This is a genomic window from uncultured Megasphaera sp. (assembly GCF_900539295.1).
Taxonomy (GTDB): Bacteria; Bacillota; Negativicutes; order Veillonellales; family Megasphaeraceae; genus Megasphaera.
The window spans coordinates 23,105-36,236 of record NZ_UQBH01000012.1; the positions used below are offsets into that span (position 1 = coordinate 23,105).

Sequence of the window (13,132 nt, forward strand, 5' to 3'; positions counted from 1 at the left end):
ATCATGATTCGTCTTCGCGATGTGACTGTCGCTTATGGCGACAAGGTCATACTGGACAATATTAATTTAGACATTCATCAGGGAGAAACCCTGGCCATCCTCGGCGCCAGCGGCTCCGGCAAGAGCACGATCCTGCGCCTCATCATCGGTCTTCAGAAACCGAATAAAGGGCAGGTTTTTTTCCACGATACGGATATCACGGCCTATAGTGAAGACCAGCTGATGGACGTGCGCCGCCATATGGGAATGGTTTTTCAATACTCGGCCCTCTTCGATTCGATGACGGTCGGGGAAAACGTCGCTTTCGGCCTTCGTCAGCACACTCATGACGATGGGGAAACGCGCCGGCGAATCGTCAAGGAAAAACTGCATCTCGTCGGCCTCGACGGCATTGAAGATATGATGCCTAACGACTTATCCGGCGGCATGAAAAAGCGGGTCAGCCTGGCTAGGGCCATTGCCCTCGATCCACAGGTCATCCTCTATGATGAACCGACGGCCGGCCTCGACCCCCTGCGCTGCATGGACATCAATCGCTTGGTCGTCAGCATGCAAAAACACATTCACGCCACTTCGGTTATCGTTACCCACGATATGGACTCGGCCTTTTTTGTTGCCGACCGGTTGGCTTACTTACAAGACGGGCGCTTCCGGCTCATTGCCGATAAAAAAAGCTTTGCCCAAACGGACGACGAAGACGTTCAACGCTTTATCCACGGCGGGCGTCTTCCGGAAGAAAGAGGGGGTAGCCTATGAAGTGGAGTGCAGAAGCTAAAGTAGGTTTGGTCACCATCATTGCCGTCCTCTTATTCAGCGGCGTCGTCATGGGGCTCGCTCATATCGAACTCTTCGGTAAGCCCGGTTTTGTCATCCATACTGAATTTAACGATGCCAATGGCCTGCAGAAGGGCAACTCCGTCCGCTATGTCGGCGTCCATGTCGGCAAGGTCGAAAAGGTAACGCCGTCGCGCAACGGCGTCGATGTGACCATGAAAATCGATAAGGGGACGGAAATCCCGCGGGATTCGAAAATCGTCATTACGACGGACGGTCTCTTAGGGGAAAAAATCGTCTCCATTTCGCCCGGCTCCGATCGGGCCCATCTCCTTGCAGACGGTGACTATATCGACGGCAAGCAGGGCAAGACCATGGACGATATGATGGACAGCGCCAGCAAGCTCATGGGCAGTGCCGATGAGATGGTCAAGAGCCTCAATGCCGTTATCGGTGACGAAAAGACCCAGGCTGCTATGCGCGGTTCTATCCAGAATATCGATGCCATTACCGGCCGAACCAGTCAGATGCTCGATGCCAACGCGGCCAATGTCGAAGCCATTACGGCTAACATGGCGGCGGTGACGGCGCAAATGAATGCGTCTATGCAGAATCTCGACGGTGACGGTGCGACCTCGGCCAATGCCCGGGAAACGGCGGCCAATATAAAATCGATTACCGATCGCTTTGAAAATATCGCCCAGTCTATGGAAAAGATGACGACCGACCCCAAGACCCAGGCCAATATCCAGACGACTCTTGATAATACGGCCCAGATAACGACTAAGGTCAATAAAATCCTTGGCGGTTCATCGGACATCAAAGTAGAAGGTGAGGGCGGACTCTTATATAACACGACCAAGAACGAAACGAGCGGCACTGTAAATTTTAGGGTGTACCGCGGCGATAGCTTTGGCTTGATCGGAGCTGAAAATATCGGTAACGGTACGAACCTCAACTTACAGTACGGCCGGCGCAGCGGCATCTATGATTTGAGGGCTGGGCTCATCAACGGCGACCTCGGTATCGGTGCTGACTTGTTCCACGACGGGCCTTTCCGCCTGTCCCTTGAAGGGTACGATCCCAACGACTGGCGCTATCGCTTGAAAGCTCAGTATCGGCTGACGTCGGATCTCTACCTTTTCAGCCAGTTCACGCGGCCCATGAGTCGTCGCGATGGCGGCAATTATTATGGCATCAACTATGCTTTTTAGCAAATTCTATATAAAGAAAACAGGGGGTACCCATGATGAACAACAAACTGTATAAGAAATTGGTCATCGCCATGATGATTACAACCATAAGCACAGTCGCCGTTGCGTCAGCTGACGATACGACGGCATCGGTCCGTCCTGTCGATTTGTCCCAGGCCGATGAAGTTCAGGCCCGGACTAAAGCGGAAGATAAGGAAATCAAAGCCCAGCAGGCTCAGCAGAAAAAGGCTGCTAAGGCAGAAGCCAAGGCCAAGGCGAAAGCCGCGGCACAGTCGACGGATATTACGCCTGATGTCCGTGAAGCCCTGGCTCAGCAGATTGCTGATGATTCGGCCAAGCTTTCTGAAAAAGAAGCGGCAAAGCGGGCTAAGAAACAGGAAGCGGATCCGGTCATCGTCGTCGGCCGTGTACCGACCAACGGCGTCGTCGACCTGACCCTGCCGAGAACCGTTCAGATGGCCCTCGATTACAACCGCGATATCAAGAACTCCAAGTATTCTCTGCGCAAGGCTGAATATGCTGTCGATGAAGCCAGAGCTGGCAGAGCCCCCGTCGTCGACTATACCTTCAGCGCCCAGCGGGCAAGATCAGCGGCTGCTTCGTCTAACCGTACCAATGCTATTTCAAATGCCTTTGGCAACACCTTGGCCGTGACCATTCCTCTCTATACGGGCGGTAAGGTCGAAGGTAATATCGACGTGGCTAAATTGAGCAAGGTTACGGCTCAGGAAGAAATCCTGCGAGTCGAACAGGCGACGAAATATTCTGCTGTCGAAGGCTACTATGCCCTCTTAGCTTATAAAGAACTGCAGGGCGTCTATCAGGAAGCCGTCACCAACCTCCAGAGCCATTTGAATAACGTCCAGGCTCAGTACAACGTCGGTACGAAAGCCCGCGTCGACGTCCTGTCGTCAGCCGTTTCCCTGGCCAATGCCAAGACGACTGCCGTTACGGCTGAAAATAATGTGGCTATTTCTGAATCGAACTTAAGCAATATCCTCGGCCTGCCTTTGCAGACTCAGTTGAATTTGGTCGATCATCAGCTGCCTTTTGATACCTACAATATTTCCCTGCAGGAAGCAACGGACTATGCCATGAAGTACCGTCCGGAAGTCCTTCAGGCGGCCCTCGCTGTTCAGCAGGCTGAACGCAGTATCTCTATTGCCAATGCCGGGAATAAACCGACCGTCTCCGTTACCGGCGGCAACGGCTGGTCTGACGATAACTTCCCCGGATTTGATTCCGACCGCCGCAGCTGGAACATCGGTGCCGGCGTGACCTACAATTTCTATGACGGCGGCGCAACCAAGGCCAAAGTCAATCAGGCCAAACAGGATCTCTTAGTCGCCCGGGAAACGGAACAGGCTACGCGTGAATCTGTACAGCTGGCCGTTAAACAGGCTTATCTCAATATCCGCAGCGCGGCTCAGAAAGTCGAAGAAACACAGACCATTGTCGATCAGGCCCGCGAAAATTACCGCATCCAGAATATTCGCTATCAGGCCGGCGTCGGCATCAACCTGGACGTCCTCGACGCTCAGCTGAGCCTCAATGAAGCCCAGGTCAACCATATCCAGGCACTGTACGATTATAACGTCGGCATTGCCAAGCTCGAACAGGTCATGGGCGTTGACGTCGAATCGGGCGTCATCCACCCGTCTTTGACCAGGACGACGAATCGAAACTAAGGAAAGCAGGACGATGACAGGTTTTTAACAATTTTCGGAGAAAATTTCCGATTTGTCATCTATTTCTTGATTTTCCTCAATACCATAGGTAGAATAAAGAGAGAATTAGAACGTGTAATTCTCTCTTTTTTCGTATGTGGAGCTTGCTCATGAAGAAAAAATGGATTGCTGCCTGTGGCTTTTCCGCTTTTTTTCTATCTGCAGGCATTGCCCTGTGGATGGAAAAACCGGCATTGACCCAAATGGCGGGCAATATGATTACGACAACTGCAAACAGTAAACTGAACGGGACCTTAGGGTTCTCTTCTCTTGATATATCCCTGACCGGACAGGTAGTTTTGGCCAAACCGGTCATTAAGGATCCCCAGGGACGCATCATCTTTGAAAGCGATGACGTCCGCATCTATGTCAACCCCGGCAGCATCGTGACGGCGTTGAAAGACGGCGAAATCCTTAAGGCGCTGGATACAGCTGACGTCAACCATCCGGTCCTTCATATGTGGCAGAACAGCGACGGGACGTGGAATGTCACGTCGATTCTGAAACAGACTGACAGCACCAGCGATTCCGGCTTTCGCGGCGTCATCAACGTCCATGACGGGACGGTACGGGCACTGCTTCCCGACAATACCCTCGTCGTCGGCAATGATGTCATGGCCAGCGTTTCCTTTGCCAAGTATCCGTCCATGGCTATCGATGCCGATATGAATGTCGACGGCAAGAAAATCACGGCTCACGGTTCCTATGCCTCGAGCCGTCAGTATGATTTCGTCGTCAACGCCGAGGCTGTCGACGCCCGCTATGCATCTTTCCTGATTCCGGCATCGAACGATGTCGTCCTTCGACAAGGGACGGTCAAAAATGCAAAAGTCCGTGTGGCCGACAGCCATAAGGGCTTTTTCATGTCGGGCCAAGCCGATTTTGCCGATGGCAAGGTGGATGTAAACGGCATTGATATCGATGATATAAAAGGTCATGCCGACCTTACGACGGACGACGTTACCTTGTCAGGCGTTGAAGGTCGGGCCAATGGACAGCAGTTCCGCATCGACGGCAAGGTTGTGACCAATGGTGACGTCCCCGTTTTTAATCTTAACGTCGACGTGCCAGGTGCCGACGTAACGGCCTTTGCCGACTATCTGCCGGACGGCCTTGGCGGGACGGCTTCTTTCAAAGGCGTCGTATGGGGCTCGGCACAGGATGTCAGCGCCAAGGGGACGGCAGGTCTTCATAATGTTACCTATAACGGCTATACCGTCGATGATGCCTCGGCAAATGTGTCTTACAGCGGTCAGACGGTGACCGTCGATTCACTGACGGCGCGGGCCTTTGGCGGAGATATCCGCGGCAGGGCTCGATATGATGTAAACTCGGGAGCCTATGAGGCTGATGCCGAGGTGAACGGCCTTGATTTGACGGCTGTCCCCGATATGCCGGCAGCGGTCCTGGGTACCGTCTCGGCTTCACTTCATGCCGTCGGCAACAGCAATGACAGTTCGATACTGGCAGCGGGAACGGTAAATGCCGCTAATCTTTCTTATAACGGCCTGGCGGCTGACCGGGCCCGGGCTGATGTGACTTATGACGGTCATATCCTCACCGTCGGCAGCGGCCATGCCGATATCGGCAGCGGCAGTATCGACATCAGCGGTACTTACGATGTGGACCAACAGCGGCCGCAGTTTTCCTTTACGGGCCACGACCTGCCCCTCGATATGGCATCGCCTCTCTTGTCGATTCCCATGAGCGGGACGGCTGACGCCGCCGGCCATATAGACGGCCAAAACTGGGATTTGGCCTTCAGTGCTCGTGACGGACAGATTAAAGGCATGGCCTTTGACAGCATCAACGGGTCTGCCCACGGTCAGGGCAAACACGTCGAAATTCCGGCTCTCTACTGGCGTCGCGGTGAAGGCCTCCACACCTTGACCGGTCGTGCCGATCTTGACAGCCGGACTGTCGATGCTTCGCTTACGACGTCCCATATCCGCATTGAACAGCTCCTGCCCCTTGTCGGTAAAGAAGATTTGCCGCTCACGGGCTGGGCCGATAATACCGTAACTATAAGCGGTACCTTGGACAATCCGTCGGCCGTCGGCTCTTTCCGCTTGACCAGCGGTTCCTATGCGGGATATCTATATAAAAATATCAGCGCCGATTACCGCTTCGATAAGGAGACAATCTATTTGTCCAACGGCGATATCTCGTCTTATACGGCCTCGGTGGCCCTGGAAGGCTCTATTGGCGATACGTTGAACCTCGATGTGACCGGGAAGAATATCGACGTGTCCCGCCTGGCTCCCAAGAACCAGACGCCGCGCAGCGGCTCCTTTGACCTGACGGCTCATATTGGAGGAACTATGTCTGCTCCGACGGCGGCAGGGTCTTTGAAGGCCGCTAATTTAGTCATCAACCACATGGTGCTCAATGACGTCCGCGGAGACTTTGCCTATTACGACGATATGCTGCGCCTGACAGACCTGCATTTTTCACAGCTTGACGGCAATTACGATGCCAATCTGCTGTACAATACGAAGACCTCCTTCATTCGCGGCCAGGCGACCGTCGTCAACGGCGATATTGCCGGCCTGCTTAAGGTCGCCGATTTGCCGGTACAGGATATTGCCGGTAAACTGAACGGCCAAATCGATGTCAGCGGTACCAGCGATAATCCGACCGTTTCTATGAAGGGGAATATCAGCCAAGGTACTTTTGGCGGCGAAACCATTGATCCGTCAGATATCGATGTCCGTCTCGAACAGGGCGTCGTCAATATTAATCAGATGGCCCTTAAAATCGGCAACGGCACCTTAGCTGCCAAGGGTTCCTATGCCCTTCACGGTCCCGTTGCCTTATCGGTGGCAGCAAAACAGTTCCCGTCCAAGGCCTTGATGACTGTCTTAGGCCAGAAAGATTTCATCGTCGATGCGCCCATCGACTTTGCAGCTGACCTCAGCGGGACGTCTGACGATATCCAGGCCGACGTATCGGCTCAGCTGGGCAGCGGTACGGCCAACGGGATTTCCTTTACCGGCGCCTTTGCCTTGTTCAACATCCGCCAGGGCATGATTACGATCCAGCAGGCCAGCGCCAGCCGTGATCCCTATAAAATCAGTGCCAAGGGGACGATTCCGGTCAGTGCCCTTTCCGGAGGCAAGACCGACGAGTCCATGGATGTGGATCTCCAATTGTCCAATACCAGTCTCGATATCCTGACCTTCTTGACACCTTATGTAACCGAAGCCGACGGCCAGATTCAAGGGGCCGTTAAGGTCGGCGGTACTTTGGCAGCACCCAGGGTTACCGGTGACGTCACGGTCAAGAACGGGAACATAAAGTTTAAAGATACAGTCTATCCGCTGAGCGATATCAACGCTGATCTGTCCTTCAAGGGAAATAGTGCGGCCCTCAGCGGCAGCGGCACGATGGATAAGAAGGGCAAGAAGGACCCCGGAAGCATTACCCTCAGCGGCAATGCTTCGTGGAGCGGCCGCAGCCTTGATACCTATTCTTTCTCGGCTGACTTTGCCGACCTCTATGTGGACAATCCCTATTATAACGGTCCGCTTACGGGCTACATAAACGTCACGCCCGGTGACGGACGGCCGAAGATTGCCGGTCTCATTGATATCAATAATGCGACCATTGACGTCCCTCTATCCCTCAGCGAAAGCTCGTCGACACCTGACTTGGATCTCGACTTTACCTTGTCCTTAGGGGATAAGGTTCGCCTGTATAATGCAGCTCTCTATGACCTCATGGTGACCGGGGCTGTCGTATTCAAGGGCAGCCTGGAACATCCCAATCCGTCGGGACGCTTTGAAGCTACGCGCGGGTCTGTCCACTACTTGGACACGAACTTCCGCGTTTCTAAGGCCATTGCTGACTTCTCTCGATACGATTCGCTCCTGCCTTATATCGATGCTGAAGGGATCAGCCGCGTCGGCCAGTACACGGTTATGCTGACCCTGCGCGGCCAGGCCGACAATATGGATCTCATGCTCCGTTCGGATCCGCCGCTTACGAAGCCGCAGATCGTGTCGCTCATAACCCTGCGCAACGGCAACGGCCGTCCCCAGAGTTCTATCGGTGAAGACGATATGAGCGCCCTTCTCGGCTCGGGTATCCGCATGACCTTGAACAGTCTCGGCATTACTCAGGAACTGGAAAAAGCATTGTCCTTAGATATGCTGACCGTAACCAACGGATCCCTCGACCTTAACGATAGAAATACGGATGTCGGCAACAACTACTACAACATTGAAATGGGCAAATACTTGTTCAACGACTTTATGGTCACGGCTGCCTTTGGCCTTAATCACGACGACAACCGCTTCGGCATCATGTATGATTTGGGAAGCCGGTTCAGCCTCAGTGCCTGGACGTCGAGTGACAATAACTTTATTGGCGGCATCTATAAGTATACTTTTTAATGGCTTTTTTAAGTCGTCGACTGAATTTGATGAAAGGAGGTGAAAGGCCGTGCTGGAAGATTATTTACAGGAACTGCAAAAAATAAATTTGTTGAAGCCGGACGAAGAACTGGCTTTGTGGCGGGCTTATAAAGAAAATGGCGATGCTGCTTCCCGCAGCCGCCTCATCGAACAGTATCAGCCACTGGTATTCAAAGAGGCTATGCGCTGGCACATCCATCAAAATCTCTTGCTCGACGCCCTCCAAGAAGGGACGCTGGGGCTCATTGAGGCCGTGGAACGCTATGACCACAGCCGCGGCGTGGCCTTTCCCTTGTTTGCCGTTCATCGCATCCGCGGGGCTATCCTCGACTATTTAAAGCGGGAAGGCGCCGTCAGTGTCATGTCCCTCGATGCGCCGGACGAGCAGGGCATTACCCTGCAGGATACCTTATGTGACGACAGTCAGGATCCGGTGGAAGCGGCAAGCCGGCAGTTCCTCTTGGAAAAAGTCAGCGGCGTACTGAACCGCCTGCCTGAAAAAGAACAGGCCGTCGTCGAAGGCGTCTATTTGAAGGATGTCGAGCAGAAACATCTGGCCAAGGCCCTCGATATCAGCCTGCCCTATGTATATCGCCTGCAAAAGCGGGGCATTCGCCGGGTGCGGGGGATGCTCAGCCGCTTTATTCATGACAGCCGGGATTAGATTTTTTATATTTTCGTAAATTTGGCCTGTTTTTAGGTGAAAAGAATCGGAAAATGCTGTAAAATATAGATTATGGCATATTTTTGCTTTCTTTTGCCGGTATAAATTCATATGGCCTCAGCCGATATTATAAGCGTATTCGTTTATACAGAAAGGAGAAGGCTGTATGAAACGCTCCCAAAACGATACCCTTCACCGTGTTCGGGCTGTTCAGTCCTGGTTGGAAAAGGCGGAAGCATCCTTTGACAAAGAGTCCGAAATCAAGGGCGAACTCAATCTGATGCTGGCTGAAGCGGAGATGAAAAATCTGCGCCGTCACCACCCCGTCAACAGGCGCCTCTTGCGCCTGGGTGCCATCGTCACGGCCCTTTGTCTGGTGACGGGCGGCTGGTATCTTTTCCATCAGCCAAGTCAGGATAACTTGGCACGGCCTGTAGAGGCATCGGTTTATGGAGAACGGCCAAAGCATGAATCAGGTGATGCTGCAGAAATGGCGGCACCGCCTGCTGAAGCTCTCCAAGGGACTGGCGAAACCGACGGTCCGGATAAGGGAGCCCAGCTCTCTGTTCAAACCTTGCCGCAAACGCCGTCAGATACAGCTTCTATTGCTGATGACGAACTGGCAGTGCAGTCGGCCGCTCCGGCTGCTGATGACCAAAAAGCGGCATTGCCCGCTGTGCGGGAAGAAAAGGCCGTCCTGTCGGACAGCCAATTACAAGCTACTGTACAAGAAGCGCGTCATACCCTACGCGGTACCGGTGTGGCAAAATAATTAATGGAGGATTTTTTATGAATATGCGGAAGAAGAAACTGCTCGCTCTGATGGTAACCAGTGCGATAATGACTTGCCCTGTTTGGGCCGAGGATACGACGACCGGTTATGAAGCGTCGAATACCGGAACGGTTACGACGTCCGGTTCGGCAACAGCCCCGACGGATGACGATAAGAAAACGGCTGTCAATGCCGTCGTAACCTCGCCGAACGATGAGTCTAAAGAAGAAGCAATCCAAGCTGCCAAATCGGGACTTACGGGCTATGAAACAGAAGAAGAACTGGCCTCTATTGCAGCCGGTAAGAGCCCTGAAGCCGTCCAGCAGGAAGCTGAAGAAGCAGCTCGTAAAGCCGAAGAAGCCAGAAATCCTGAACCCGTCGATACGACGCCTCAGATTTCCGGCGAAAAAATCGCTTACATGAGCGGGACCAGCGACATGCAGTTCGATACCTCCATTCCCGGATACCCCATGGCGGTCATCCAGCCCGGACAGGACGTGTCCCTTCCTTATGGCGATGCCGTCACCGATGACGAACTGAAGCCGTACGTCGATAAAGTCGCAACGTCTGTTTCGGTCAGCCCCGTACCGGAACCGCAGATCGAACAGAACATCCTGCCTCGCCTGGCTATGCGTGTCGGCGATGCCGTAAGCATGGACTATATCCGTCATGACCTTAATGTCATCGGTGCGACGGGTTTATTTTCAACGGTAAAACCGGCCTTTACCAACGTTCCCGAAGGCGTGGCTCTGAATTATACCGTTCAAATGAATCCGGTCGTCAAGAAAATCGACATCGTCGGCAATGAATCGATCAGCACCGGCGATTTAATGAAAATCATCGCTACGACGCCGGGCACGACGCTGAATACGGCCGTCGTCAGCCACGATGTAGCTAACATCAATACGCTCTTTGCCAATGCCGGCTATATGATGAGCCACGTCTCCGACGTTCGCTTGGACGACGAAGGGACCCTCCATATTGCGATTACCGAAGCCCGCATTGAAAATATCAACCTCCGCGGCAATACGAAGACCAGAAACAATGTCATCATGCGTGAACTTCGTATGAAGAAGGGCGATATCTTTAATAAAAATGCAGCTAGCCGCAGCATTCAGCGTGTTTATAATACGGGTTACTTTGAAGACGTCAACGTTCGCCTCCTTCAGGGCCAGAAAAATGCCCAGAACGTCATCGTTGAAATCGACGTTACCGAACAGAAGACGGGTTCCGTTACCATCGGCGCCGGTTATTCTGATTCCGACGGCTTAGTCGGTATTCTCGGCCTGAGTGAAACGAACCTTCGCGGTACCGGCGACAAGGTCAACATCAGCTGGGAATTCGGCGGCAATACCGATTCCAATAAGAACTATATCTTCTCCTATACTCATCCGTACCTCAACGATGCCGGCGACTCCATCGGCTTCAGCCTCTTCGACCGCGAATCGGAATACGAAGACTATAATGAAAAAGGCGATTCCGTTGCCGACTACGACCGCCGGACGACGGGCTTCAACGTCACCTACGGCCGCGTCCGCAGCGAATACGTCAGCGACTACGTCACCTTGGAAACGAAGAAGACCAAGTACACCGGCTATAACAGCGGGGCTGAATATGAAAAATGGGTCGAAGGTAAAGGTGAATATTATGATTATTGGGGCGGCAGCGCCGATGCCTATCGCAATTATTTAAAGAATAACTTCGGCCGGACCAACAGCCTGACCTGGTCTCACGTTTTCGATAACCGCGACAACGTCTACGATCCGACGCGAGGCAAACGCTTGTCCTTCACCGGAACTTGGGCCGGTCACGGCATGGGCGGTGACTTCGACTACTTCAAGTTCATCGCTGAAAATCGTCTCTACTATAAAGTCGGCCGGGCTCACGTCATCGCCGTTCGCCTCATGGGCGGCATTGCCACCGGCGACATGCCCTACAACGACCTCTTTACCTTGGGCGGCGCCGACACGCTGCGCGGCTATGAAGACGATGAATTCCGCGGTAACAAGATGTATGAAGCGACTATTGAATATCGCTATCCTATCGCTAAAAAGATTCAGGGCGTCGTCTTTACCGACATGGGTAATGCCTGGGGCGGCGTAGAAAACATTCCTTGGTATAAAGAAAATAATAAGATTCACTATTCCGGCGGTATCGGCTTCCGTATTACGACGCCGATCGGACCTATCCGTTTGGATTACGGTATCGGCAGTGAAGGCGGCAAGTTCCACTTCAGCTTTGGCGGTAAGTTCTAAGGTCATGAAAGGTCGTGGATGATGAGAATCCGCACTTGTTTGTTGACTGTCTTTGCCGTCTGTGCTAGTCTTAGTAGTGTTGCAGCTGCCTCGGTAGAACAGGTGGCGGTCCACCTGTCTTCCGTGGAAGCGGCCATTCCGCCGCTGGTGCAAAAACGAATTGCTGCCAGTATTCAAACCGTAGGAAACCACGTATTTCTCAATCAGGACAGCGATGATATCGCCGGCCGCTCGGCAGAATACGAACGGATCGTCAACGATATCATCAATCGCGTCCTCATCGGCTATACCGTAGAATCGATCGAAATCAAACCGGGGAGCCGGACCGACCTCGATGTTCGCATCCGCCCCTGGGGCGATACGATTCGAAATGTAAAGGTAACCGTTGACTATGGTGCTTTGCCCGATATGGGCCGGACCATGGTCGACAAGGACCTGGCCGGTGCTGATGAACTGATTGAAAATCTGCTCATCGGCCTGCCCGTCGATGCTCTGGACTGGGCCAACGGTGTCGTAAAGTCGGTCATGGAAACCGAGTTGGAGACCCGTGTTCCCGAATTTTATCCGCACATCGTGATCCGCGGCGGCCCGGAGACGGACGTTACCATTTATATGATGCCTAAGCTTCCTGTCGTCCGCAATGTCCGCGTAGCCATTAAAGGCGATGACCTTCCCCGGGTCATCTTCCTCAGCGCTCGCAATGATCTGGAGCGTACCTATGCCGGTTTGGACGGTCTGCCCGTCGCTTTTGTCCGCCGCCATGAACAGGACGTCATGGAAAGCCTTTCCGGAGATGTCCGGCGCCAGTGGGTCATTAAGCACTATGGCCTCCACGTGACGCCCGCTCTTTCTGTCGATGAAGACACGACGATAAGTGTCACCCCGGAAACGGCTTTTTACGATATCCGCGGAGGGGCCTACATCGACGTAGGCCGTCAGCACAGTACGGATGAAGACACGGTTCTCATGGCTCATTTGGGCCGAAAAATCGCAAATCGTCACGAGATATACGGGGCCGTCGAATTCATGCCCTCGTCCCTGGAGTGGAATTTCATGCCTGGGTATTTCTACCGGTTTACGGGCGGCACGGAGACGGGCTATCAGTTTGAAAGCCTTGACGACAGCCATCACTTGTGGCTTCGTCAGCCTTTGGGCAGCCGCTGGACGCTGCGCTATGACCGCGACTTGACGCATGCCGATAATGAAGTCGGTCTTCAGTATCGTGTCGACGATTATGTTGGCTTAGAATATATCGTATCCGACCATGATCATTGGCTTCGGATCATCGGTTATTTGTAAAATAAAGGAGAT

General features: G+C 53.2%; 8 protein-coding genes. All 8 read left to right on the forward strand.

Features of this window, described 5'->3' with window-relative positions; translation table 11 throughout:
* Nucleotides 1-3 precede the first annotated feature (3 nt).
* The 8 genes from QZQ46_RS05460 (at nt 4) to QZQ46_RS05495 (ending at nt 13,120) form a co-directional block, all read left to right on the forward strand.
* Nucleotides 4-756, forward strand: coding sequence for an ABC transporter ATP-binding protein (locus QZQ46_RS05460; RefSeq protein WP_296827622.1), 753 nt, complete (start codon nt 4-6; stop codon nt 754-756).
* Nucleotides 753-1,988: an MlaD family protein gene (locus QZQ46_RS05465; protein WP_296827624.1), complete on the forward strand. Its 1,236-nt coding sequence runs from the start codon at nt 753-755 to the stop codon at nt 1,986-1,988. The genes QZQ46_RS05460 and QZQ46_RS05465 overlap by 4 nt, the downstream gene beginning before the upstream one ends.
* A 32-nt stretch (nt 1,989-2,020) precedes the next feature.
* The gene (locus QZQ46_RS05470) at nt 2,021-3,676 is read left to right on the forward strand and encodes a TolC family protein (protein ID WP_296827628.1); all 1,656 of its coding nucleotides are present in this window, start codon (nt 2,021-2,023) and stop codon (nt 3,674-3,676) included.
* Nucleotides 3,677-3,825: 149 nt separating this feature from the next.
* Nucleotides 3,826-8,109 carry a translocation/assembly module TamB domain-containing protein gene (locus tag QZQ46_RS05475; protein WP_296827631.1) on the forward strand — a complete coding sequence of 1,428 codons (4,284 nt, stop codon included), beginning with the start codon at nt 3,826-3,828 and terminating at the stop codon, nt 8,107-8,109.
* Between the two features lie 49 nt (nt 8,110-8,158).
* Nucleotides 8,159-8,794, forward strand: coding sequence for a sigma-70 family RNA polymerase sigma factor (locus QZQ46_RS05480; protein WP_296827633.1), 636 nt, complete (start codon nt 8,159-8,161; stop codon nt 8,792-8,794).
* 166 nt (nt 8,795-8,960) lie between these two features.
* On the forward strand, nt 8,961-9,566 hold the full coding sequence (locus QZQ46_RS05485) for a hypothetical protein (protein WP_296827635.1): 606 nt from the start codon (nt 8,961-8,963) through the stop codon (nt 9,564-9,566).
* A 17-nt stretch (nt 9,567-9,583) separates the two neighbouring features.
* On the forward strand, nt 9,584-11,821 hold the full coding sequence (locus QZQ46_RS05490) for an outer membrane protein assembly factor (RefSeq protein WP_296827637.1): 2,238 nt from the start codon (nt 9,584-9,586) through the stop codon (nt 11,819-11,821).
* An 18-nt stretch (nt 11,822-11,839) separates the two neighbouring features.
* Nucleotides 11,840-13,120, forward strand: a complete 1,281-nt coding sequence (locus QZQ46_RS05495; RefSeq protein WP_296827640.1) for a hypothetical protein — start codon at nt 11,840-11,842, stop codon at nt 13,118-13,120.
* Nucleotides 13,121-13,132 lie beyond the last annotated feature (12 nt).

Bases quoted from the DNA above. Each gene is read 5' to 3' on its own strand.
- QZQ46_RS05460 (WP_296827622.1), top strand. From the start codon at position 4: ATGATTCGTCTTCGCGATGTGACTGTCGCTTATGGCGACAAGGTCATA.
- QZQ46_RS05465 (WP_296827624.1), top strand. From the start codon at position 753: ATGAAGTGGAGTGCAGAAGCTAAAGTAGGTTTGGTCACCATCATTGCC.
- QZQ46_RS05470 (WP_296827628.1), top strand. From the start codon at position 2,021: ATGATGAACAACAAACTGTATAAGAAATTGGTCATCGCCATGATGATT.
- QZQ46_RS05475 (WP_296827631.1), top strand. From the start codon at position 3,826: ATGAAGAAAAAATGGATTGCTGCCTGTGGCTTTTCCGCTTTTTTTCTA.
- QZQ46_RS05485 (WP_296827635.1), top strand. From the start codon at position 8,961: ATGAAACGCTCCCAAAACGATACCCTTCACCGTGTTCGGGCTGTTCAG.
- QZQ46_RS05490 (WP_296827637.1), top strand. From the start codon at position 9,584: ATGAATATGCGGAAGAAGAAACTGCTCGCTCTGATGGTAACCAGTGCG.
- QZQ46_RS05495 (WP_296827640.1), top strand. From the start codon at position 11,840: ATGATGAGAATCCGCACTTGTTTGTTGACTGTCTTTGCCGTCTGTGCT.